We start from the raw sequence: 24,488 nt of genomic DNA, 5'->3' as shown, positions 1-24,488 counted from the left end.
TTGAAAATATGTACACCCTGAACCCTGTGGGAGCGAGCCTGCTCGCGAATGCGGTACATCAATCGACAAATCTTTTGGCGGTTAACGCACCGCCTCAAACAACCCGGTAGCGCCCATCCCGCCGCCCACGCACATCGTCACAATCCCGTAACGCAAATTACGCCGCTGCAACTCCCGCACCAGATGCCCGACCTGCCGCGACCCGGTCATGCCGAACGGGTGGCCAATCGAAATCGAGCCACCGTTGACGTTGTATTTGTCGTTATCGATCTCCAGCCGATCACGGCTGTACAGGCACTGCGAAGCGAACGCCTCGTTCAGTTCCCACAGATCAATGTCCGCCACCTGCAAACCTTTCGCCTTGAGCAGTTTCGGCACCGAGAACACCGGGCCGATGCCCATCTCGTCCGGCTCGCAACCGGCCACGGTAAACCCACGAAAAAAGGCTTTCGGCTTCAGCCCCAATTCCAGGGCTTTTTCCAGACTCATCACCAGCGTCATCGACGCGCCATCCGACAGTTGCGACGAGTTGCCCGCCGTCACCGAACCGTCTTCAGCGAACACCGGTTTCAACCCGGCGAGGCTTTCATAGGTGGTGTCCGGACGGTTGCAGTCATCGCGATCAACCACGCCGTCGAGAATTTGCACTTCGCCAGTGTTCTTGTCTTCAACGCGATACTTCACCGACATCGGCACGATTTCATCGTTGAACAGCCCGGCCGCCTGCGCCTGCGCGGTGCGGATCTGGCTCTGCAATGAATAGCGATCCTGCGCCTCACGGCTGACGCCATAACGTCGCGCAACCACTTCGGCAGTCTGGCCCATCGTGTAATAGATGCCCGGCGACTGTTGCTTGAGCAGCGGGTTGATCAGGTGATCGGTGTTGACGCTTTTCATCGTCAGGCTGATCGACTCGACGCCGCCGGCGACAATGATGTCGCTGCAACCCGAGGCGATCTGGTTGGCGGCAATCGCAATCGCTTGCAAGCCCGACGAGCAGAAACGGTTGAGGGTCATGCCGGCGGTGCCGGTGCCCAAACGCGAGAGCACCGCGACGTTGCGGCCGATGTTGTAGCCCTGCGCGCCTTCGTTGGAGCCGGCGCCGACGATGCAATCCTCGACGCTGGCCGGGTCGATGTCATTGCGCGTCAGCAGCGCGTTGACGCAGTGCGCCGCCATGTCATCGGGGCGGGTCTGGTTGAACTTGCCGCGAAAGGATTTGGCCAGGCCAGTCCGCACGCTGTCGACGATCACCACTTCACGCATGGCATACCTCATTATTGTTGTCGGTTGAGAGTGAACCGAGCATAAGTCCACCCCATTGCCGACCGCGACAATCATTCACCCCGCGTATGCGTGTCCATCGGTTCAGTCCTTGTGCTTTTTCGCGTGCTTGTCGGATTTCTCGAACGCGTCTTCGAGTGCGCGGTTGATCGTGCGCAGCACTTTCACTCGCGCCCAGCGCTTGTCATTGGCCTCAACCAGCGTCCACGGCGCGATCTCGGAACTGGTGCGATCGACCATATCGCCGACGGCGGCACGGTAATCGTCCCACTTGTCGCGGTTGCGCCAGTCGTCCTCGGTGATCTTGAAGCGCTTGAACGGGATCTCTTCACGCTCCTGGAAACGCTCCATCTGCGTGTCCTTGTCGATGGCCAGCCAGAACTTGACGACGATCACCCCGGCGTCGGCCAGCTGCTCCTCGAAGTCATTGATCTCGCCGTACGCACGCAGCCAGTCCGCCGGTGTGCAGAAACCTTCAATGCGCTCCACCAGCACTCGGCCGTACCACGAACGGTCGAACACGGTGAATTTGCCGCGCGTCGGAATATGTCGCCAGAAACGCCAAAGGTACGGTTGCGCACGCTCCTCTTCGGTCGGTGCGGCAATCGGCACGATGTTGTATTGGCGCGGATCGAGCGCCGCCGCCACCCGACGGATCGCCCCGCCCTTGCCCGCCGCATCGTTGCCTTCGAACACCGCGACCAGTGCATGGCGACGCATGCGTTTGTCGCGCATCAGCCCGGACAGGCGCGCCTGTTCGGTGATCAATTGTTCTTCGTAATCTTTCTTGTCCAGACGCTGGGTCAGGTCGAGGCTGTCGAGCAGGTTCAGATGATCAACCGGCGTACCCAGCGGCGCGGCACTGACATCGTGGGGATGCACGTCCGGGCGTTTCAGCGCACTTTGCAAACCTTCAAGGAGAATCTTGCCGACGGCCAGACTGCGGTAGTTGGCATCCATGCCTTCGATCACATGCCACGGCGCGTAATCGCGACTGGTGCGGCGCAGCACGCGCTCGCCGTATTTGACGAATTTGTCGTAGGTCTCCGATTGCTGCCAGTCCAGCGGGCTGATGCGCCAGCTGTGCAACGGATCGTCGGCCAACGCTTTGAGTCGCGCTTTCATCTGCTTTTTCGACAGGTGAAACCAGAATTTGAAGATCAGCGCGCCTTCATCGCAGAGCATCTTTTCCAGACGCTCGGCGCCAGCGATCGCTTGATCCAGACGTGGATCCTTGAACAAACCGTGGACTCGCCCCTGGAGCATCTGGCTGTACCAGTTGCCAAAGAAAATCCCCATCCGCCCTTTGGCCGGGAGCATCCGCCAGTAACGCCAGGCCGGTGGCCGCGAGAGTTCTTCGTCGCTCTGTTGGTCGAAAGTGCGCACCTCGATCAGGCGCGGATCCATCCACTCGTTGAGCAACTTGACCGTCTCGCCCTTGCCCGCGCCTTCGATGCCGTTGATCAAAATGATCACCGGGAAACGCTTCTGTTGCTGCAACTCGAACTGGGCTTCCAGCAGCGCTTCACGCAATGCCGGGACGGCGGCCTCGTAGGTGTCTTTGTCGATGGCGTGACCGATTTCAGCGGATTCAAACATTGGACGGCTCCTTCCAGGGTTCAGCAAGACTAGCGGATGATGACAACCTCTGAACAGATCGCAGCCTGCGGCAGCTCCTACACTGGAATGCAATTCACCCTGTAGGAGCTGCCGAAGGCTGCGATCTTTTGACATTTTCCATGGCCCCCTGGATCAGACCTTGCCTTGGATCAAGCACCCCTCGCCCGATCGGCTAGAATGGCCGCCTTGACGTTGCCGAGCCTGCCATGAAACCCGTATTGCCCCACGCCCAACTCGATTGGGATGAACAGGGACGCCCGCGTTCGCGAGTGTTTGATGACGTGTATTTTTCCGACAAGTCCGGTCTGGATGAAACCCGTTATGTGTTCCTCGAACAAAACCGCCTGGCCGAGCGTTTTGCTGCGCTGCCGGCAAGCGGTCGTCTGGTTATCGGCGAAACCGGTTTTGGCACCGGGCTGAATTTTCTCTGTGCCTGGCAGTTGTTCGAACAACACGCCTTGGCCGGGGCGCGGTTGCATTTTGTCAGCGTCGAAAAATACCCGCTGAGCCCGGCCGATCTGCAACGGGCATTGGCCTTGTGGCCAGAACTCAAACCGTTGGCCGATCAATTACTCAAGCATTACGTAGCCATCCATCAAGGCTTTCAGCGCATCACCCTGGCCGACGGTCGCGTGACGCTAACCCTGTTGATCGGCGATGCACTGGAGCAACTGCCGCAACTCGATGCGCAGATCGATGCATGGTTTCTCGACGGTTTCGCCCCGGCGAAAAACCCCGACATGTGGACGGCGGAACTGTTCGTCGAACTGGCACGACTCGCGGCACCCGGCTCGACCATCAGCACCTTCACCAGTACCGGTTGGGTGCGCCGTTTGCTCAACGCCGCCGGCTTCAAAATGAAACGCACGCCGGGCATTGGCCATAAGTGGGAAATTCTGCGTGGCGAGTTCCTCGGTTGGCCGTCAGACGTTGCGCCACCCGCCCCGGAAAAGCCGTGGTTCGCCCGCCCTGCCCCAGTGGCAGGCGAACGTCGTGCACTGGTAATCGGCGCCGGACTCGCCGGTTGCGCCACCGCTTCCAGCCTCGCCGCGCGCGGTTGGCAAGTGAGCTTGCTGGAGCGCCACGATGGCGTGGCGCAAGAAGCCTCGGGCAATCCGCAGGGCGTGCTGTATCTGAAGCTCTCCGCCCACGGCACCGCGTTATCGCAATTGATCGTCAGCGGTTTCGGCTACACCCGTCGCTTGCTGGAAACCCTGCAACGCGGCACCGATTGGGACGATTGCGGCGTGCTGCAAGTGGCGTTCAATGCCAAGGAAGCCGAGCGCCACGCGCAATTGGCTGCAGCCTTCCCCGAGGATTTACTGCAATGGCTCGACCAGCCCGAAGCGCAACACCGCGCCGGCATCGGCCTGGATCACGGCGGTTTGTACTATCCCGAGGGCGGCTGGGTGCATCCACCGGCGCTGTGTCAGGCGCAAGCCGCGCAGCCGAACATCGAACTGCTCAGCCATCGTGATGTGCTGGAACTGCGCAAAGTTGACGATCAGTGGCAAGCCTTCGACGGTGACCGCTTACTGGCCAGCGCACCGGTCGTGGTGCTGGCCGGCGCTGCCGAGATCAAACGTTTTGCGCAAAGTGCCGAGCTGCCGCTCAAACGCATTCGCGGACAAATCACTCGCCTTGCCGAGACCGCAGAAAGCCAGGCCCTGACCACCGTGGTCTGCGCCGAAGGCTACGTCGCCCCGGCACGTTTGGGCGAACATACCCTCGGTGCGAGCTTCGATTTCAACAGCGACGACCTGACCCCGACCATCGCCGAACACGAAGGCAATCTGGCGATGCTCGAAGAAATCTCCAGCGACCTCGTGTCGCGTCTGCACATCAGCGAACAGCCTGTCGAAAACCTTCAGGGCCGCGCTGCCTTCCGCTGCACCAGCCCCGACTATTTGCCGATCGTCGGCCCCCTCGCCGACCGCGAAGCGTTCGATCAGGCATACGCCACGTTAGCCAAAGATGCCCGCCAGGTTCCGGACGTGGCCTGCCCGTGGCTTGACGGGCTCTACGTCAACAGCGGCCACGGTTCTCGCGGTCTGATCACCGCACCGCTGTCGGGTGAATTGCTCGCCGCCTGGCTCGACAACGAACCGTTGCCGCTGCCGCGAAGTGTCGCTGAGGCGTGCCATCCCAATCGCTTTGCGCTGCGCCGTCTGATTCGCGGCAAGTAGCTTTTACCCTTGGGGCAAGGCGCAGATCCCCAGATTAACCAAACGTATCGCATCGTCGGTCAGGCGTGTCAGCACAGCTTCCTCAGCCAGCTCGCGCTGGAACCTGATCGCATCCATCTGGCTGAGATAATCGGCGGAACTGAGTGTGCTCGCCTGTTCAAATACGGCATCCAGCTGCGGTGAAAACGTCTCGTCAATATTGGAGAACTGGCGACTGAACGTGCGTTTGAGGTAATCGCACCAGAATGACTGGCGCTGCAGGAACGTCACCCACTGCGCTGAAGCTTCAGTCGTAATGATCCTGTTCTTCGCAATGTCCAGATCAGCACGGGTCACACCGCCCAGTAATGCATAACGCATGAACCGCGGCTGCCCCGGCAGATCCAGGTCATCGGCGAGACCGGTGCGATACGCGAGGTTGACCTCCAAAGGATCGGCGCTCGGATTCTTGTCGGCATGTTCTTGAGCGATCTGGTTCAACTGATCCAGACGGAACAGACCACGGCCGAGTTTGATCAGGGGTTTGGCACCATTTACCCGACTTTCAGCAGGGCTGATCACCCTGTCGACTTCAAAGGCGATTTCCAGATGACTGAAGTTTATCGCTGCACTGTCCGTACAGTTGATCGGATTGGCCGCCAGATCGAGGATCTGTTCGTACAACGGCGCTCGCTGCTCCGCCGCTTCGAGTACTGCCCAGACCCGCCGATGCATGTCCTTGGTCGCTTTCTCGGAATCGGCGGTATGACTGAGTTCCGCCAGCAGATGGAATAATCCTTCGGCCCTCGGATCATCCTTGAATGCCGTCCAGATTCGGTTACGACGATTCCAGTCCTCCCCCGCGCCGTCAGTGAACCAGAGCGATCGCGCCTGGTTTTCGTCGAGACGGGCATTATCGTTATCCAGATAGCCCATGCCGATGCCGATGTTTTTCCGGTAATTCGACAGGTGCGTGTTGCTGACATCGGACAGTGGATTGAATCGCAGGTTAAGTGCCTCACTGAAACGGCGCGGGGTTGTGAAGAGCCAATCCGGCAATACCTTTATTTCGTTGTTGCGCAAATCCACCCAGTCCGGATCCGGCAAACGTGCCAGACCTTTGGGCAATTCCGTAGCAGCGGTCTCGCGCAGTGCCAGAGAGCGCAATTTCAACATATGACTGACATCCGGGGTTGCCCCCAGCGGATTGTCGCTCAGATTCAAACTGTGAAGCGTGCGCAACTGGCTCAGCTTCAACAGCGTCTGCTCGGTCAGCCTGATCTGGTTACCCGCCAGGCTCAACCGACCAAGATCAGGCATGAACGACAGAATTTCCGGCAGCCGAGTGAGCTTATTGCGATCAAGCTCCAGCGTTTCAACTTGCTTGAACGAGCGAAGGAAATACGCGATATCGTCGCCTTGCTCCATGTTCCTCAACGACAATCGTTTGATGTGGTCGAACTTCAGACCAGGTGGCAGGGTGGGCAGTTTGCCGACTCGCATGCCGTCCAGATTCAACGTACAAACGGGTTGGCCATTGGCGTCTCTGACCCATAAGAGTCGCCGAAAACTGTCCTCAATCAGTTCAGCGGTGGCTTTGCGACTATGACGCACCTCTTGCCCGTCCCCGCCGAGCGCCCTTATCGCGGGCTCATCCTCGCTCCAGAGTTCCAGTGCATCGCGCAGGCTGCGCAGATCCTCACGCAACGCTTTAACACCGGTTGCCCGGGTCAGCGGGTCGTTGCCCAACTGATTGATCAATTGGCTGGCCTGGGCTTCGGTGTAGCTGGGGAAAAGCCTCAAGACTTTGCGCAGCAATGCTCGCGGATGAGTCGTCGTCATCACCTGATCGGCCTGCACACAAGCCGGCTCGAAAACAACCGGCTCAGCCTTGCCGGAGATCAACATCCGCGCAGTCACCTCGCGCTCGTCCAGTGCAGTTTCAAGCAGCTTGTTGCGTAGTCGAGCCCCATCAGCAGGCACCGGATCGGGGAAACCGGCGGCGGCACGTTGCGCAGGAGTCAGCGCCTTGAGAATGGCTTGATAGCGCTCGTCAGCCCCCGCCTCAACCCGTCCCAGCGATTTGCTGTCGCCATCAAACACCTCATACCCGCCATTGGATTTAACCAAAGTGCGGGTGTTCAAGGGCGTCGCCGGCGCGACACCAATCGCTTCCAGCAAAGGACCTTTCAGGGTTTTTTCTCGTACCTCAAGCCGCAGTTGTGCATCCCAGCCGCTCAGACGGGGCAGTAACTGTATGGCCAGTTTTTCAGTGTCCGGGTTGGCCGTTGCCGGCAAATGAAGCCCGATCAGCGCACGATCAACACGTACCTGATGGGTCGCGGCCCTGACCTTCTGCGCCAGACCGACAGGCACTCGACCGGTAGAGCGCAGGTGCAGACGCTCGACACTCGGCGCTTGATCGATAAGACGCTGCGCATGGCGCGCCGGCAGCTCGACAAACGTATTGCGCAGCTTCTGCACATCGTCAGCCTCGATCCGGTCATAGCGCTCATACATTCGCTGGAACACCGCCGGACGATCAGCCTTGAGCCGTGAGCCGAGTTTTTTAGCGAGAATCTCGCGTCCGTTCTGACGACCGGGATCGCCCCCCAGCAAGGCATCGACTTCCTTCTGATACAAACCATCGATCACCGTTTGCAGCAATTGACCTTCGGCCAATTGATCTTCAGTGATCACCACACTGAGACGATCGTCGCGCACCGCAGTGAGAGGGTAGGTTGCGGTGACTTCGCCCGCGGCATCGGTGACCGCGATGTAACGGTCTGTGGGCCAGCCGGGCAGCTTCGACAACGCACGCAACTGTTCATGCACAGGTTGCCCTGAGTGGGTTTCGCCCCGCTCAAGCTCGGCGATGAGCACGCGTAACCGTCGCTCCGTACGCAGTCGCTCTACGCTGTCGCGCAGCCGGGATGACAGCGGCAGATCGTCGCGCAAGGCACGCTGTAATTCTTCGTAGCGGTCGCCGCTGATCCTGCGCATCATGTCCAGTTCGGCATCTGTAAAATCACACAGCTGTGGATCGATACGTTTGAGGGTATACGCCGCGCTGCGCCACTGTTCTGTGTCTTCGGCCGGAGTGCGCCAGCCACCTTCGACGTGACGTTCAAGTACAGGGGAGAACGCTTCAGTGCGTCCAGGGTGTTGCAGGCGCCAGGTACGCGATGTCGAATCGAAAGTGCCCGCAAGAATCCGGTGCCCGACGCGGCCGTACTCCGTGCTGCCGATCTGATGCAGTTCTTCGGTTCCTTCAGCCAGCGTGAATCCGCGCGGAAGGTCACGCTCGTAAGGGCTTAAATCAGGTTTCCACAGGCGTGGTTTGCCGGCCTGATTGAAAATCGCGGTGAACTGGCCGAAGAACGCCGGATGTGAACGCACCAGATCGCGTCCGAGCGTGCCAACGACTTTCTGGCCACCCGCGAACACGCCCATCAGTGCAATATTTTCCGCCACGCTGAGCAGGTGTGACAGCGCTTCCTGCTGGTCGCCCCGCTGCCAGTCCTCGATGCCTTCATACACCTCGCCAAGCAATTGCCCTACCGCAACGCCCATCATCAGTTGGCCGAGCACCGGTACAAAAAATCCTGCGACGGAGGCAACGGTGACACCGAGCTGGAGAAAATCCAGCAGACGTTTGCTGCGTGCATCGTCATCAATGTCGGCGGTCGGCACCGCCAGCTTGCGTGCATCAACCTGCATTTTGCCTACGTGACTTTGCACCATGAACTCGAACAGCGGCACCGTGATCGGCAACGACTTGATGGATCCCAGCTCAGCGGAATCGGCGACAGCCTTGAAAAAATCTGCCTTGTCATCTTCATCAATGCTGTTGGCGAAGTAATCCTTGTAGCGCCGATCCTTCAACTTTTGCGTCAGGTACTGTTTGAACGCATTGAAGCTCGGGTACTCGTACAACGCGCGCTCGGGCTCTCCCGCCATATACACCAGGCACGGTTCCTGAGGATGCGATTCGAACGAATGGGCGCAAAACACCACGACACCCCAGACGCAGCTGTCGAAAATCTCCAGGCCTTGCATCATCAGTGTCTGTTTGTTGTAGAGCAGCGTTGCCGCCGACACCACACCCTCGGCGTCAATTAGCCGTTGCACAGTCTGCAACCCGGCAGGGGTGATGTGATTTTTGATGGCGGCGAGTTGGGTGTCCAATTGCAACGACAGCTTTTTCATGTCCGCAATGTCGTGAACCATGGCGTTGCGCACCACGGCCTTGTCGTCACCCTCCAAAGGCCCGAAAACCTGCTGAAAATGCGCCTGATAGCGTTTACCAAGATCCAGCTCTCGGCATAGCCCGGCAAAGGCTGCCACAGTCAAACCGCTTACGCCGCCCGGAGTGCTTTGTACGACGACCTGACTGCCGACGGGAAATCCGCCGGCTGCTTCCTCTTCGGTGAAATTCTGCATGGCGGCCTGCAGCAACGTCTGCGTGGCCGCCGGAAAGGTTTTTACGCCGTTTTCATCTGTCGATATTGGCTCGCAGCCGCAATCGGCACCGGGCAGGCTCAGAAAATCCTTTTCTACGTCGAAATCCACCGGCCATTTCTGGCGCAGCGCAACGTTCAGTTCATCGATACAAAAGGAGTGCAACGGCTTGAGCGTGGCCAGCTCCTTTTCGACTGTCAGTTGAACGGCATGCAACTCTCGACTGGTTCGATCAATCGCCGCGAGTTGGGTGGCTGAACATTTCAGCAAAAAAGCGGGCAGGTTTTTTTGCAAGGCTTCGGCGCTGTCCAGATCGCCAGTGGCGTCGAGCAACGTGTTCAAAGTCAGATCTTGAGACTGCGTTTTTATTTCTGTGGTCGGCATCTGCAATAGTCCTTTATTGCGGGTTCGAACGACGACCATATCAATACCGAGGAAAAATAAAAAACCTAAAAAAACGGCTGAAACCCCGGTAATTCAGCAGTTTTTTGCACCGATAAAATATCTATATACCGCCATTTAAATTCGATCATTTGGTAAGTGGTGCGGCCCTCGCTTTGTCATTACGCGCTGTCGGATATACGCGCTTATAACTCATCGTTCTAAAACTCCCACAACCGCACCGGGTCAGTTTCTGAGTACCGGCCATGTCGGCCGCTGAAGAAATACCCTCCCCAACGGAAAAACCGGTAAGGACTTTATGTGCGGATTAGCTGGCGAGTTACGTTTTGATCAACAACCTGCAGACCTTGCAGCCATCGAGCGAATCACCCATCACCTGGCGCCTCGCGGCCCTGACGCGTGGGGCTTTCATGCTCAAGGGCCGATTGCCCTTGGCCATCGTCGCCTGAAAATCATGGACTTGTCGGACGGTTCGGCGCAGCCGATGGTCGACAGTCAACTCGGCCTGTCGCTGGCCTTCAACGGCGCGATCTATAACTTCCCGGAATTGCGCGCTGAGCTCGAAGCGCTGGGTTATGCCTTCTATTCCGGCGGTGACACCGAAGTGCTGCTCAAGGGCTATCACGCCTGGGGCGAAGCGCTGCTGCCTAAACTCAATGGCATGTTCGCCTTTGCCATTTGGGAGCGCGATGCCAAGCGTCTGTTTATCGCCCGTGACCGTCTCGGCGTGAAGCCGCTGTACCTATCGCGCACCGGTCAGCGTTTGCGTTTTGCCTCGGCCCTGCCGGCGCTGCTCAAGGGCGGCGACATCAACCCGATCCTCGATCCGGTGGCGCTCAATCACTACCTGAATTTCCACGCCGTGGTGCCTGCGCCGCGCACCTTGCTGGCTGGCATCGAAAAACTGCCGCCAGCGAGCTGGATGCGCGTTGAAGCCGATGGCACCACCGAGCAGAAAACCTGGTGGACGCTGCCTTACGGCCCACACGACGACGAGAAAAATCTGACGCTGGAAGACTGGGTCGACCGCGTCCTCGACAGCACTCGCGAAGCGGTGGCGATTCGTCAACGTGCCGCCGTCGATGTCGGCGTGCTGCTGTCCGGCGGTGTCGATTCGAGCATGCTCGTCGGTCTGTTGCGTGAAGTCGGCGTGGAGAATCTGTCGACCTTTTCCATCGGTTTTCAGGATGCCGGCGGCGAGCGCGGTGACGAGTTCCAGTACTCCGATCTGATCGCCAAACACTACGGCACGCAGCACCATCAGCTGCGCATCGACGAAAAAGAAATCATCGAACAATTGCCCGCCGCGTTCCGCGCGATGAGCGAGCCGATGGTCAGCCATGACTGCATCGCCTTTTATCTGCTGTCGCGTGAAGTAGCCAAGCACTGCAAGGTGGTGCAGAGCGGCCAAGGCGCGGATGAATTGTTCGCCGGTTATCACTGGTACCCGCAAGTCGACGGCGCGGCCGACCCGTACGCGGCGTATCGCAACGCGTTTTTCGACCGCAGTTATGACGACTACGCCGCCACCGTGCAACCGAAATGGCTGACTGCAAATGACGCTGCCGGCGACTTCGTGAAGGAACATTTCGCACAGCCCGGCGCCGACGCTGCCGTGGACAAAGCGCTGCGTCTGGACAGCACGGTGATGCTGGTCGATGACCCGGTCAAACGCGTCGACAACATGACCATGGCCTGGGGCCTGGAAGCGCGTACGCCGTTTCTCGACTACCGACTGGTTGAACTGTCGGCCCGTGTGCCGGGCAAATTCAAGCTGCCGGATGGCGGTAAACAGGTGCTGAAAGAAGCCGCGCGCCGGGTCATTCCGAGTGAAGTGATCGACCGTAAAAAAGGCTACTTCCCGGTGCCGGGCCTCAAGCATTTGCAAGGCGACACGCTGAACTGGGTGCGCGAACTGCTGCTCGATCCGAGTCAGGATCGCGGCCTGTTCAACCCGGCCATGCTCGATAAATTGCTGACCGACCCGCAAGGCCAACTGACGCCGTTGCGCGGTTCGAAACTGTGGCAACTGGCTGCTCTGAACCTGTGGCTCAGTGAACAAGGAATCTGATCGATGAAACCCCACGCCACGGCCATCAACCAACGCCTGATTCGCGGTCAGACTCCGTCCTATGAACGCTTGCAGGCACGCTTGGCTGAAGACGGCAGCGCGCTGGCCGCCGAGCCGATCGCGGTGCATTGCGGTTGGGGCCGGTTGCTGATCGGCCACACCTTTCCTGACCCGGCGTCGTTGGCGCAGGAACTGCTCAACGAGCAGCCCGGCGAACGCGATATCGCGCTGTACGTGGCTGCGCCGCAGCAGATTCTCGGGCTGGAACCGACACAGCTGTTTCTCGATCCGTCCGACACGTTGCGTTTGTGGTTCAGCGATTACCGTCAGGCCACCCGCGTGTTTCGCGGCTTCCGCATTCGCCGGGCGCAGAATGAGGCGGACTGGCAGGCGATCAATCTGTTGTATCAGGCGCGCGGCATGTTGCCGATCGACTCCACCCTGCTGACCCCGCATCATCAGGGCGGGCCGGTATATTGGCTGGCCGAGGATGAGGACAGCGGCGCGGTGATCGGCAGCGTCATGGGCCTGAATCATCACAAGGCGTTCAACGACCCGGAAAACGGCAGCAGCCTGTGGTGCCTGGCGGTTGATCCGCAGTGCTCACGGCCGGGTGTCGGCGAAGTGCTGGTGCGTCATCTGGTCGAGCATTTTATGAGTCGCGGTTTGAGCTATCTCGATCTGTCGGTGTTGCACGACAACCGTCAGGCGAAAAACCTCTACGCCAAGCTCGGTTTTCGCAACCTGTCGACCTTCGCGATCAAACGCAAAAACGGTATCAATCAACCGCTGTTTCTTGGCCCTGGGCCGGAGGCGCAGTTCAATCCGTATGCGCGGATCATCGTTGAAGAAGCGCATCGGCGCGGCATTGATGTGCAAGTGGATGACGCCGACGCCGGGTTGTTTACGCTCAGCCATGGCGGCCGTCGCGTTCGTTGCCGTGAATCGCTGAGCGACCTGACCAGCGCGATCAGCATGAGTCTGTGTCAGGACAAAAGCCTGACGCACAAAGTACTGAAAGCGGCCGGTCTGAATCTGCCGTCGCAGCAACTGGCGGGCAATGCCGACGACAATCTGGCCTTTCTCGATGAGCATCAACGGGTGGTGGTCAAGCCGCTCGACGGTGAACAGGGCCAGGGCGTTGCGGTGGATTTGCAGAATATCGAAGAGCTGCAGCAGGCCATCGAAGCGGCGAAACAGTTTGATAGCCGAGTGCTGTTGGAGAGTTTCCACGAAGGCCTTGATCTGCGAATTCTGGTGATCGGTTTTGAAGTGGTCGCGGCGGCGATTCGTAAGCCGGCGGAAGTGGTTGGCGATGGTCAGCATTCGATTGGCGCGTTGATTGAGGCGCAAAGTCGACGCCGGCAAGCGGCCACCAGTGGCGAGAGCAAGATTCCACTGGATCACGAAACCCAGCGCACCTTGCATGCGGCCGGGTATGACTACAGCAGCATTCTGCCGGCGGGTGAGCATTTGTTTGTGCGCCGTACCGCGAATCTGCACACCGGTGGCACGCTGGAGGATGTGACGGCGATTCTGCATCCGACGCTGGTCGACGCGGCGGTGCGTGCGGCGCGGGCGCTGGACATTCCCATGGTTGGCCTCGATTTGATGGTGCCGGCGGCGGATCAGCCGGAGTACGTGTTTATCGAGGCCAACGAGCGCGCCGGGTTGGCCAATCATGAACCGCAGCCGACGGCTGAGCGGTTTGTTGATTTGTTGTTTCCGCACAGTCAGCCGGCCATTTAACCCCTTCCTGATCGTTCCCACGCTCTGCGTGGGAACGCCTCACCGGACGCTCCGCGTCCATTTGGGACGCAGAGCGTCCCGGGCTGCATTCCCACGCAGAGCGTGGGAACGATCAGTGCTCAACCCATCAGGAGTTTCCATGACCCCACAAATCCCCGAACCGGATCTCAACTATCTGCAAAAAGTCCTCCTGGAAATGCTCGCCATTCCCAGCCCGACCGGCTTCACCGACACCATCGTCCGTTACGTCGCCGAGCGTCTCGAAGAACTCGGCATCCCGTTCGAAATGACCCGGCGCGGCACCATCCGCGCCACGCTCAAGGGCAAGAAAAACAGCCCTGACCGCGCAGTCTCCGCGCACCTCGACACCATCGGCGCCGCTGTCCGCGCAGTGAAAGACAACGGTCGCCTGACCCTCGCCCCCGTCGGTTGCTGGTCGAGCCGTTTCGCCGAGGGCAGCCGTGTCAGCCTGTTCACCGACAACGGTGTGATTCGCGGCAGTGTGTTGCCGTTGATGGCGTCCGGGCATGCGTTCAACACCGCCGTGGATGAAATGCCGATCAGTTGGGATCACGTCGAATTGCGTCTGGACGCCTACTGCGCGACCAAGGCCGATTGCGATTCGCTGGGCATCAGTGTTGGCGATGTGGTGGCGTTTGACCCGCTGCCGGAGTTCACCGAAAGCGGCCACATCAGCGCCCGTCACCTCGATGACAAGGCTGGCGTTGCTGCGCTTCTGGCTTCGCTGAAAGCCATCGTCGACAGCGGCCAGGAACTGATGATCGATTGCCATCCGCTGTTCACCATCACCGAAGAAACCGGCAGTGGCGCGGCGGCGGCATTGCCGTGGGACGTCAGTGAATTTGTCGGCATCGACATTGCGCCGGTTGCGCCGGGACAGCATTCCAGCGAACACGCGGTGAGTGTGGCGATGCAGGATTCCGGCGGGCCGTATGACTATCATCTGTCGCGACACTTGTTGCGGCTGGCCGCTGAAAACGAGCTGCCGGTGCGTCGTGATCTGTTCCGTTATTACTTCAGCGATGCGCATTCGGCGGTGACGGCCGGGCACGATATTCGTACCGCGCTGCTGGCGTTTGGTTGCGATGCGACCCATGGTTATGAGCGTACGCACATCGACAGTCTGGCCGCGCTGAGCCGATTGTTGGGCGCGTACATCTTGAGCCCACCGGTGTTTGCCAGTGATGCGGCGCCGGCGAATGCTTCGCTGGATCGCTTCAGTCATCAGATTGAACATGACACGCAGATGGAGAGCGAAACGCGGGTGCCGCCGGTGGATAGCCTGGTGGGGCAGCGTTCCGACAATTAATGTGACCATTAGGCCGCCTTCGCGAGCAAGCTCGGCTCCTACAGTTGACCGCGTTTCCTGTAGGAGCTGAGCTTGCTCGCGATGAGGCCGGTACTGACTACACAAAACTGGCAGCCAACCGGCAATCGCCGTAGCATCCCGACATTGATTCAGCCGAGGTGCCCATGCTCATCCCTTACGACGCTCTTGAAGTCGACACCCTCACCCGCCTCATTGAAGATTTCGTCACCCGCGACGGCACCGACAACGGCGATGACACGCCGCTGGAAACCCGCGTGCTGCGCGTACGTCAGGCGCTGACCAAAGGCCAGGCGTTGATCGTCTTCGACCCGGAAAGCGAGCAGTGCCAGTTGATGCTCAAGCACGACGTGCCCAAGCATCTATTCGACTGAAATCCTCAGCGGGCCCCTTCGCGGGCCTGCTTGCGCTGGATTCGTTCATAGACTTCGGCGCGGTGCACATTGACCTTCTTCGGCGCTTCGACGCCAAAGCGCACGCTGGAGCCGTTGACGGACAGCACGCGCAGGGAAATATCGTCGCCGATGGAAATCAACTCACCGACAACACGGCTGAGTACAAGCATGAGGTTCGTCCTTCAGGGGGTGGCAAACCCTGAAGATGCGCGGCTTGCCGGCGCGCCACAATGTGTGGCCGGCAATTCAGTCTTGCCCTACAGCTTGGCAAGCCCTTGGCTGTCAGACGCTTCCGACAAATCGATAATTCAGGCAGCGGAAAACCGCGGCCCGAACAGAATCACGCTGGCGCCGATCACGCACAGCGCCACGCCGATCCAGTCCGAACCCAACGGACGCACGCGCTCGACCACCATCAGCCAGCCAATCGACGCGACGATGTAGATCCCGCCATAAGCGGCGTAGGCGCGACCGGCATAGTTGGCTTCAACACGGGTCAACAACAACGCGAACAACGTCAGGCTGAGCAACGCCGGGATCACCCACAACGCACTTTTGCCCTGACGCAGCCACATGAAGAAAGCGTAACAACCGGCGATTTCAAACAGCGCCGCGAGGAAGAACCACAAATAATTGAGCATTGACGCGTCTCGACAGGGTGACCATTGCGGCCACCCTAACGACGCAATCCGCTGCGGGCAAGGTCAGCCGTTGTTCTGTTTGGCCTTGGCGCGCATTTTCTCCGCCATCGAGGTCATTTCGTTGTAGAGCAGTTGCGGGTTTTTCTGCTTGATCGCCCACGCCATGCGCCCTTGTTCGTGAGGCAGGATCATGAATTCGCCGGCAGCGACTTGCTGGTAAATGTAATCGGCGATGTCCGCGGCGGTAATCGGCGAACTCTCCAGCAACTTGCCGACCGCCGCCTTCATTGCCGGGGTCGGGCCACGGAAAGAATCAAGCAAGTTGGTCTGAAAGAACGAAGGACAGACCACATGCACGCCGACTTCTTGTTGTGCCAGTTCGATCAACAGACTTTCCGAAAGCGCCACGACACCAGCCTTGGCGACGTTGTAGTTGCTCATTGCCGGGCCCTGCATCAGCGCGGCCATCGAGGCGATGTTGATGATCTTGCCTTTGCTTTGTTCGAGCAACGGCAGGAACGCTTTGCAGCCCTTGACCACACCCATCAGGTTGATCGCGATCTGCCAGTCCCAGTCTTCCAGCGACAGTTCGCTGAAGAAACCGCCTGACGCGACGCCGGCGTTGTTAACGATGATGTCGATGCCGCCAAGTTTTTCCTCGCAAGCCTGTGCGAAGGCTGTGAGTTGGCTGTAATCACGCACATCGCAGCGCTGGATGAAGCCGTCGCCGCCCGCCTCGCGCACCATTTTCAGGGTTTCCTGCAGGCCAGGTTCGCTGACGTCGGACAAGGCCAGTTGCCAGCCTTCACGCGCCCAGCGCAGCGCGATTTCGCGACCCAGGCCTGAGCCCGCGCCAGTGATCATCATGCGATTTTGCATAGCAGACAGCCTTGTTGTTCTGGGGAAGATGCGCGGAGTGTAGCGAAGGTTGTGTGTGCGCCCACGCTCCATCAAGTTGCTGAATACAAGGTCAAAAGATCGCAGCCTTCGGCAGCTCCTACATGGATTTGTGTAGGAGCTGTCGAGTGAAACGAGGCTGCGATCTTTTTGCGTCAAAGGAAATAAGCGACTAATCCAAATACATTAAAAAAACATTGAATTTTCTTTCATTCGCACCAGTCGGATTTTGTAAGCCGTCTGGAATTACTTAGTCTCCAGTCGCCCCTTGAACACCAAGACTTCTCGAACTCTCTCAACAAGGAAATCGACATGGGCACAATTCTTATCATTATCCTGATCCTGTTGCTGATCGGTGGTCTGCCGGTCTTCCCGCACTCCAGAAGTTGGGGTTATGGTCCGTCGGGCATCATCGGTGTGGTGCTGGTCGTGCTGTTGGTGCTGTTGCTACTGGGTCGGATATAACCCTCTAGCCGGCAAAAAAAAAGAGGCCCTTTTCAGGGCCTCTTTTTTATTGCGCGGACTTTTACTTTACAGCGCTTAGTCCGGCTTGCCGTTAATCACACCGGCGGTGTTGTCCATCAGGCTCTTGGTCGCCGTTTGCAGGAACGCTTCGAGTTTGTGTTTCAACTCGGCAGCGCGTGGTGCATCCGGAATAACCTCGGCACTTGGGGTGGCGCCCAGTTGGTACTGATAGACCTTCGCCGACATGTCCTTGTCTTTCGGCAGTACCAGAATCTGGTCTGCGGTGACGATGGCAGTGGTCTGCTCGCTGCCCGACGGTTTGATCACACCGAAACCGGTGTCGCCTTCCGGCAGGTTGAGCAGGTCACGGCCCCAGCACTGGTGACGCACTTCGCCACCGAGGCGACCCATGATGGTCGGTACGATGTCGATCTGCGTGCCCACGGTGTGGTCACGGGTGCCGAACTTCTCCTGGATGCCCGGCGCGATCATCAGCATCGGCACGTTGAAGCGGCCCAGATCCATTTCGGTGATCTGACGCTCATTGCCGAAACCGTGGTCACCGACGATGACGAACAGGGTTTCCTTGAAGTACGGCTCTTTGCGCGCCTTCTCGAAGAACTGACCCAATGCCCAGTCGGAGTAACGCATGGCGGTCAAGTGTTCGTTGAGGCTGCCACGATCGGTGACGCGCTCGACCGGCAATGGCGACGGCAAGGCGTATGGCGTGTGGTTGGACAGGGTTTGCAGCAACGCATAGAACGGCTTGCCGTTTTCACGCGCCTTCAACTCGACCAGACCGCGATCGAACATGTCCTGGTCGGACACGCCCCACGTTGGATCGGAGAACACCGGATCGACGAAATCGTTACGGCCAACGAAGTTGGTCATGCCCTGGTTGCTGAAGAAACCCGACTGGTTGTCCCAGGCGAAGTCACCGTTGTAGACATACACGTCGTCGTAATCACGGGCGCTGAGCAGTTGCGGCAGGCCGGACAGTTTGTGACTGCCTTCCGGAGTCTGCATCAGGTATTCGAAACCCGGCAGGTTCGGGAAGCAGGCCATGGTCGCGAACATACCCTGGTGGGTGTGCGTGCCGTTGGAGAAGAAACGGTCGAACAGCAGGCCTTCCTTCGACAGTTTGTCGAGGTACGGCGTGATGTTGCCCGGCGCGCCCAATGCACCGACCGAGTGACCGGCCATGCTTTCCATCAGGATCACGACAACGTTCTTGATCGGCAGGGTCTTGTCGGCCGGCGGCGTGTAATCACGGCGCACGGCAGCAATGTCGGCATCGACCAGTTTGTCGTCCGGCATCACCAGCATCTCGCGCACCACTTTCTGCGCTTCTTCTTGCGGCAGTGTGGCTTTCCAGATGTTGTCGCGGTCTTCGCCCATGCGGTCTTTCGCAGCGGCGATCAGCGACAGCGTACCGTTGAGGCCGAGCTGGTTGGCGAAGTTGGAATCGGTGGTGTAGACATCACCCCAACGCATTGGCGGGCCCTGACGCAGGGTGCCACGCGCGGCAACCACGCAGATCAACAGGCACACCACGAATACCGCAGCGCGGGTGTACCACGGCGCCACCTGACGGCTGCTGACGGTACCGCCGCTGAACGGCCCGCGCGGACGCGTTGCACGATCAGCGCCTTTGAACGCCAGGGTCAGAATCACCGTGCCGACGACCCACGCCAGCAGATAACGCACCACCGGGAAACCGTACCAGAGCATGCTCATCACGGTTTTCGGGTCTTCTTTCACGTACTGGAACACCAGACCGTTAAGGCGCTGGTGGAACTCACGGTAGAAGTCCATCTCCATCAGGCCGAGGAACAGCGCGATGCTCGAAGCGATGGTCAGCCACAGACGGAAGAAACCGCGAGCTGCCATGGCCCGTGCGCTGAACAGCGCCAGTACCAACGGAATGCACAGGTAAACCACCAGGCGCAGGTCGAAACGCAGGCCGTTGGCGAAAGCCTCGAGGAAGGTCGAGGCCGGGGTGTCGAGGATCATCTCGCGGTTGTAGACCAGCAGCGCGAGGCGCAGCACGGAAAACATCACCATCATGACCAGCGCACAAAGCAGCGTGTAGGCCAGATGCGATTTGACGGTCGGTTGCAGCAGGCGAGCAGAAGATCGCTGCTCATTCAGGGCGTCCGGGTTTGCCATGTCGTTTTAGGACCCATTAGTTGAAGTTGCAAAAATACAGCGGCGCCCTGCCCTCTATTGGCCATTCCAGGCCCCGGGGCGTGCGCGGTGCGCAAATGTTGCACGATCGTTCGCACCATTGCCATTGATTACTGCCCCGCCGCCAGACAGTTTCATTTCAAGCGGCAGCAGACAGCGGCAACGTGCAAACAGCGCGGGCGAATTGTCTGGAACACTTTGTGAAAATTTCGTGCAACGCATATCTGGAAACACAATATAGATACAAAACAAAACGCCCCGAATCGGTCGGGGCGTTTTGTGTAGAGCGGCCTGATTACTTCTCGGCGCGTTCTTTCAGAGCTTTGAGGGTGTTGAACGGTGCGTCGACCACGAACTTGTTGGCAACCATCGCCGGCACGCTGCCGCCTGGCTCGGTGTGAACCTGATAGGTCACTTCAACCTGATCACCTTTTGGTACGAACTTCCAGAAGCCTTTGACCTGTTCAACACGAACGAAGCCTTTTTCTTCCGGAATGTATTTCGGCAGGCCTTCCAGGTTGCGGGTCAGGCTGCCGTCGGCGCCTTCAACGGTGGTGACTTTCAGCACCGAGTCACGCGGGGTGACTGGCCAAGGCGTGTTGAACTGGGTGTAAGTCCAGCTCTGATCGCCTTCGTGTTTAAGCAATTTCTGGGTCTTGCACTCGTGAATCCAGGCGCAGGCACCGGAAACGTCTTCCTGCAGCGCGCGCAGTTTGGCGACGGTGGTCTTCATCAGCGCGACGCCCTGATAGGACTTGTAGTCCGAACCCGGCACTTCGCTCAGGGAGACTTTGATGCCGTCTTCGTTCTTGGCGACTTTCCAGTCTTCCGCCTGGGCAACCGAGGTGGCCAGCACAGCGGTCAAACCACACAACACAGCGATACGATGCAGCGAACCCATAGTCTTATTCCTTATTGTTGAAGTTCCGTTCGTTTGACACATCACGCCGCCGTCATTTGTTCCCACCAGCCGATCAGCCTGATCGCTTCTTCCGAGCTGCTGCCGCAGACTTCGATGTCGGCCGAGAAGCCGGAACAGACTGCCGGGCGCTCGGGGCGGCCGAAAATATTGCACAGGTTTTCGACCGAGAGTTGCACGCAACGTTCGCCCGCAGGTTTGCCATCAGGCATGCCGGGAATCGGCGAACTGATGGAGGGGGCGATGCAGCAAGCGCCACAGCCTTCACGGCATTTCATGACGAACATTTCCTCGCGACGGGCGATGCGTAAAAGGGACGCGGAACAGAGTAACCGCTAAAACGGCTGTTTTAAATTGCCTGAACCGGGGTTTTTAGCGATTACTGAATGTGACTGACCAGTCTCCGACAAAGCGTCTGGTCTGCGGGTCACAGCAACGTGCTGTTTATTGCTTGAATTCGAAATCGAGCGCCGCGCCTTCCACTTCCCGACGCTCTTCGTTGCGCAGCTGTAACTGCATTTCGTTGCTGAGCAAACGGCCATTGAGCTGGAACCCGGTGTTTTTCTCGCCGAACATCTGCGGCAGGATCGGCTCGCGCTTGGGCATCTCGACGGTGCCCTTAGGCTTCAACTCTTGAACCATGTCCTTGGGCAGGCTCAGATCGAGTTTGGTCGACGGCAGCGGGGTTTTCGCCACTTCACGGGCGGACTTCGATTTGGAAGCCACAGGTGGGCGTTTCTTCACGATTTTCTGCTGGGCTGGTTTCGCAGCTGCGGCCTTCTTCACTGCCGGCGCTTTTTTCGCCGGCGTGGTCGCTGCCGGTTTTTCCGGGCCAGACGCCATGACATCGGGCACATGGCCGATCATCAGCAGGCAAAGCACAACCCAGGCGGCAGGAAAAATCGCTTTCATGAACTCCAACGACATTAACGGCAGAGGGCCATATGCTGGCCTGTTGCACGTCACATGACAAGCATGACGCGCCGTTCGTTCAGAAACCGCCCGCCGTTTCCTGACACAGTTGCGTTGCCAGCAAGCCCAGCGTCATCAATGCCCGCTCCGCCTCGCGGTTCCACGGAATCCCGCAATTCAGGCGGATACAGTGGTTGAACTGCTCGGTATTACTGAAGATCAGCCCCGGCGCGATACTGATGCCCTGCTGCAAGGCGCGCACGTGCAAGTCCTGCGTATTCACCCTCCCCGGCAAGCTCACCCAGAGAATGAAACCGCCGGTGGGCCGGGTCATTTGCGTGCCTTCGGGGAAATACTGCTGCACCGCCAACTGGAAAGCGCTGAGATTCTTGCGGTACTCCTGACGGATGTAGCGCAAATGCCGGTCATAGCCGCCGTTTTCCAGATACGCAGCAATCGCCATCTGCGTGACGCTGCAGGCTGAATGGGTGCTGAAGGTCTGCAGACGCTGGATTTCCTGCTGATACTTACCGGGAATCATCCAGCCGATGCGCACGCCGGGCGACAAGGTCTTGGAAAAACTCGAGCAGTAAATAACCCGATCCAGTCGATCATAAGCCTTGAGCGCTTTGGTCTTGCCCTGCTCGAACATCAACTCGCCATAGATGTCGTCTTCGACGATCTGGATATCGAAATCCGAGGCCAGTCGCAGCAACTGTTTCTGGCGCTCTTCGGGCATGGTGCCACCCAACGGATTGCTCAAGCGCGTGGTCAGCACCAGCGCTTTGATCGACCATTGGTTGGCCGCCAGTTGCAGAGCTTCGAGGCTCATGCCGGTGGCTGGATCACTCGGGATTTCGATGACTTTCAAGCCAAGCAGATCAGCCAGTTGCAGCAAGCCGTAATAAGTCGGCGACTCAGCGGCGATCAGATCACCCGGGCGGGTCAGCACGCGCAGCGACATCTGCAAGGCATCGACACAACCGTGGGTGATCACCACTTCTGACGGATCGACGACGACACCGGCGTCGCGCATGCGAATCGCCACCTGCCGGCGCAACGGTTCGAAACCGGGGCTGAACATGTAACTGAACGCGCGCGGGCTATGGAATCGGGTGACTTTCGCCAGTTGCTGATGCAGCGCGCGCACCGGCAAATAATCGACGCTCGGCACGGCGGCACCCAACGGGAACACACCTTCGCGGCGCGACTCGACCAGTACCTGTTGAATGATGCTGCTGCGCGTCACCAGACCGGGACGCTCAACCCGCGCGATGTCCGGCGTTGGCGCGGTCAGTGCGGGGGTCTGGTGGACGTAATAACCGGACTGCGGGCGGGCGCGAATCAGCCCCTGATCTTCGAGATTGGCGTACGCCTGCAACACCGTGGCATGGCTGACGTTGAGCTGCGAACTCATCTTGCGCACCGAAGGCACGCGCTCCCCCGGTTGATAGACACCACGACGGATATCTTCGGCCAGTTGTTGAGCAATACGTTGGTAGAGCAAGAGATTGGTCATGACGCAGCACTCGATTTCACGGGCATTTTATTCTTGTGTGAAACAATACCGGAACAGTTTAGAAGTGTACTGGGACAGTTGCCACAATACTCGACCATACAGTGCAGTGTCTGCCCCCGACTGTACCGATTTGCGAGCCAATCGACAGACGTAAAAAAGCCCGGCGCTGCATGACAGGCCGGGCTTTGTAGGAGCTGCCGCAGGCTGCGATCTTTTGATCTTCAAAAAGAAAAGTCAAAAGATCGCAGCCTTCGGCAGCTCCTACAGGGTTTTGCGTTGCTTAGCGGGCGGCGCCGAGCTGGCCTTTTTCGTCGGAGAAGACAATTTCCACGCGACGGTTCTGCGCGCGCCCACGCTCGGAAGCGTTGACGTCCACCGGGTATTCGTCGCCGTAGCCTTCGACCTGAATGCGTTTGTCCTCGATACCAAGATCCATCAGCACGTCGGCCACCGCTTGCGCGCGGTCGCGGGACAGCTTGAGGTTTTCCTGCTTGCCGCCAGTGCTGTCGGTGTAACCCTCGATGCGCACTACGCGTTTCGGGTTCAGTTGCAGGAACTGGACGATTTTCAGCACGACACGGTTGGCCGAGTTTTTCAGCTCCGCTTCGCCCGTGTCGAACAGCACGTCGCCGAGGGTCATTACCAGACCACGGTCGGTCTGCGTAGTGGCCAATGCGACGATCTGCTCTTCGAGCCATTTGCCCTGCTGCTGCACGCTGAGCAGTTTCGATTCACGCAGGGCCAGTTGCAGGCGCTGACGTTCGAGTTCGAGCTTGGCGATGCGTTCTTCGTTGAGCACCTGATTGGTGTGCTCGCGGGCGATTTCGCTGTAGCGCTGGCTCAGGTAGGCGTAATGCACCACGTCCGAACCGCTGCCCCAATAGGTCGACAGGCGATCGGCGCGGGCCAGGGATTCCCCGGCGCGGATCACGTCTTTCGGCGCGATGCGCAGCACGTTAGAGTCTTCTTTGACTTTCTGGAAGTCAGCGCCCGCTTCTTGCAGCGCGGATTCGCTGTGTTGGCCGGCGCAACCGAAAAGGCTGGCGCAACCGGCGAGGATCAGACCACCGACGATTTTCGACTTGAGGCTCATTGGGCATCCCCCAGTTGCTTGCGCAGACGGACGATGCGGGTGTTGAGCACATTCACCTGTTCTTCACTTTTTTGCGTGAGCACTTTGGCCTCGGCCAGACGCGCATCCAGTTCGGCCTGTTCGGCACGCATCCGCGCATTGCGGTAGGACTCGTCGGCCATGTTGCCCTTGGCTCGATCGTATTTGGTTTCGGCCAGTTTCATTTCCGGCACATCATCAGCGGTAGCACCGACAGCCTTGGCCTGGGTGATGGCCTGCTCGGTGAGGCGCATTTGTTCGTTGGGTGCCGGATCGCTGGCGCAACCGGCCAGGGCCAGAACGGCCATCGCCGCGAAAAGAGGTCGAATACTCACTAAGAAT

19 protein-coding genes are annotated in these 24,488 nt (G+C 59.0%); 6 read left to right on the top strand and 13 right to left on the bottom strand.

Annotated elements, in window-relative coordinates:
• Nucleotides 1-81: 81 nt before the first annotated feature.
• Together ACP3TY_RS05160 and pap are read right to left on the bottom strand one after the other, a co-directional pair.
• Nucleotides 82-1,266 carry a thiolase family protein gene (locus tag ACP3TY_RS05160; protein ID WP_212543758.1) on the bottom strand — a complete coding sequence of 395 codons (1,185 nt, stop codon included), beginning with the start codon at nt 1,264-1,266 and terminating at the stop codon, nt 82-84.
• 102 nt (nt 1,267-1,368) lie between these two features.
• Nucleotides 1,369-2,883 (bottom strand): polyphosphate:AMP phosphotransferase, encoded by a 1,515-nt coding sequence (pap, locus tag ACP3TY_RS05155; RefSeq protein WP_401243362.1) that lies wholly within the window; start codon nt 2,881-2,883, stop codon nt 1,369-1,371.
• A 227-nt stretch (nt 2,884-3,110) separates the two neighbouring features.
• On the opposite strand from pap, the gene mnmC reads away from it, so the two are divergent.
• Nucleotides 3,111-5,090 (top strand): bifunctional tRNA (5-methylaminomethyl-2-thiouridine)(34)-methyltransferase MnmD/FAD-dependent 5-carboxymethylaminomethyl-2-thiouridine(34) oxidoreductase MnmC, encoded by a 1,980-nt coding sequence (gene mnmC / locus ACP3TY_RS05150; RefSeq protein ID WP_426619357.1) that lies wholly within the window; start codon nt 3,111-3,113, stop codon nt 5,088-5,090.
• A gap of 3 nt (nt 5,091-5,093) precedes the next feature.
• Here mnmC and ACP3TY_RS05145 read toward each other — a convergent pair whose 3' ends face one another.
• Nucleotides 5,094-9,914: an NEL-type E3 ubiquitin ligase domain-containing protein gene (locus tag ACP3TY_RS05145; protein WP_426619356.1), complete on the bottom strand. Its 4,821-nt coding sequence runs from the start codon at nt 9,912-9,914 to the stop codon at nt 5,094-5,096.
• Between the two features lie 316 nt (nt 9,915-10,230).
• Here ACP3TY_RS05145 and ACP3TY_RS05140 point away from each other — a divergent pair, with 316 nt between their 5' ends.
• The 4 genes from ACP3TY_RS05140 (at nt 10,231) to ACP3TY_RS05125 (ending at nt 15,474) form a co-directional block, all read left to right on the top strand.
• Nucleotides 10,231-12,003 (top strand): N-acetylglutaminylglutamine amidotransferase, encoded by a 1,773-nt coding sequence (locus ACP3TY_RS05140; RefSeq protein WP_212548994.1) that lies wholly within the window; start codon nt 10,231-10,233, stop codon nt 12,001-12,003.
• 3 nt (nt 12,004-12,006) lie between these two features.
• Complete coding sequence (gene ngg / locus ACP3TY_RS05135) at nt 12,007-13,752, top strand: N-acetylglutaminylglutamine synthetase (RefSeq protein ID WP_053122502.1); 1,746 nt, start codon at nt 12,007-12,009, stop codon at nt 13,750-13,752.
• A gap of 139 nt (nt 13,753-13,891) precedes the next feature.
• Nucleotides 13,892-15,082, top strand: a complete 1,191-nt coding sequence (locus tag ACP3TY_RS05130) for an osmoprotectant NAGGN system M42 family peptidase (RefSeq protein WP_053122504.1) — start codon at nt 13,892-13,894, stop codon at nt 15,080-15,082.
• A 164-nt stretch (nt 15,083-15,246) separates the two neighbouring features.
• Nucleotides 15,247-15,474, top strand: a complete 228-nt coding sequence (locus tag ACP3TY_RS05125) for a YheU family protein (protein WP_003192759.1) — start codon at nt 15,247-15,249, stop codon at nt 15,472-15,474.
• Between the two features lie 5 nt (nt 15,475-15,479).
• Here ACP3TY_RS05125 and csrA read toward each other — a convergent pair whose 3' ends face one another.
• The 3 genes from csrA to ACP3TY_RS05110 all read right to left on the bottom strand — a co-directional run bounded on the left by csrA (nt 15,480) and on the right by ACP3TY_RS05110 (nt 17,015).
• A complete protein-coding gene (csrA, locus tag ACP3TY_RS05120) occupies nt 15,480-15,665 on the bottom strand; it encodes a carbon storage regulator CsrA (protein ID WP_053122506.1) in 186 nt (61 codons plus the stop codon).
• Nucleotides 15,666-15,803: 138 nt separating this feature from the next.
• Entirely contained in the window at nt 15,804-16,136 is a 333-nt protein-coding gene (locus ACP3TY_RS05115; protein ID WP_053122508.1) for a YnfA family protein, read from the bottom strand.
• Nucleotides 16,137-16,199: 63 nt separating this feature from the next.
• Entirely contained in the window at nt 16,200-17,015 is an 816-nt protein-coding gene (locus ACP3TY_RS05110; RefSeq protein ID WP_053122510.1) for an SDR family oxidoreductase, read from the bottom strand.
• Nucleotides 17,016-17,339: 324 nt separating this feature from the next.
• On the opposite strand from ACP3TY_RS05110, the gene ACP3TY_RS05105 reads away from it, so the two are divergent.
• Complete coding sequence (locus tag ACP3TY_RS05105) at nt 17,340-17,498, top strand: DUF3309 family protein (RefSeq protein WP_169432680.1); 159 nt, start codon at nt 17,340-17,342, stop codon at nt 17,496-17,498.
• Nucleotides 17,499-17,573: 75 nt separating this feature from the next.
• On the opposite strand, the gene ACP3TY_RS05100 is transcribed toward ACP3TY_RS05105, so the two are convergent.
• The 7 genes from ACP3TY_RS05100 to ACP3TY_RS05070 form a co-directional block, all read right to left on the bottom strand.
• Nucleotides 17,574-19,667 (bottom strand): LTA synthase family protein, encoded by a 2,094-nt coding sequence (locus ACP3TY_RS05100; RefSeq protein WP_426619355.1) that lies wholly within the window; start codon nt 19,665-19,667, stop codon nt 17,574-17,576.
• Between the two features lie 313 nt (nt 19,668-19,980).
• Entirely contained in the window at nt 19,981-20,586 is a 606-nt protein-coding gene (locus ACP3TY_RS05095; RefSeq protein WP_053122514.1) for an START domain-containing protein, read from the bottom strand.
• Nucleotides 20,587-20,627: 41 nt separating this feature from the next.
• Complete coding sequence (locus ACP3TY_RS05090; RefSeq protein ID WP_053122516.1) at nt 20,628-20,882, bottom strand: YkgJ family cysteine cluster protein; 255 nt, start codon at nt 20,880-20,882, stop codon at nt 20,628-20,630.
• Nucleotides 20,883-21,048: 166 nt separating this feature from the next.
• Complete coding sequence (locus ACP3TY_RS05085) at nt 21,049-21,516, bottom strand: hypothetical protein (RefSeq protein WP_053122518.1); 468 nt, start codon at nt 21,514-21,516, stop codon at nt 21,049-21,051.
• Nucleotides 21,517-21,595: 79 nt separating this feature from the next.
• Nucleotides 21,596-23,035: a PLP-dependent aminotransferase family protein gene (locus ACP3TY_RS05080; RefSeq protein ID WP_053122520.1), complete on the bottom strand. Its 1,440-nt coding sequence runs from the start codon at nt 23,033-23,035 to the stop codon at nt 21,596-21,598.
• Nucleotides 23,036-23,315: 280 nt separating this feature from the next.
• Nucleotides 23,316-24,128: an OmpA family protein gene (locus tag ACP3TY_RS05075; RefSeq protein WP_212548989.1), complete on the bottom strand. Its 813-nt coding sequence runs from the start codon at nt 24,126-24,128 to the stop codon at nt 23,316-23,318.
• Nucleotides 24,125-24,481 carry a DUF4398 domain-containing protein gene (locus ACP3TY_RS05070; protein ID WP_172680141.1) on the bottom strand — a complete coding sequence of 119 codons (357 nt, stop codon included), beginning with the start codon at nt 24,479-24,481 and terminating at the stop codon, nt 24,125-24,127. The genes ACP3TY_RS05075 and ACP3TY_RS05070 overlap by 4 nt, the downstream gene beginning before the upstream one ends.
• Nucleotides 24,482-24,488: the final 7 nt, after the last annotated feature.

The organism is Pseudomonas rustica (assembly GCF_049959085.1).
GTDB classification, from domain to species: Bacteria; Pseudomonadota; Gammaproteobacteria; order Pseudomonadales; family Pseudomonadaceae; genus Aquipseudomonas; species Aquipseudomonas rustica.
This window is presented reverse-complemented; position numbering and strand designations above follow the sequence as displayed.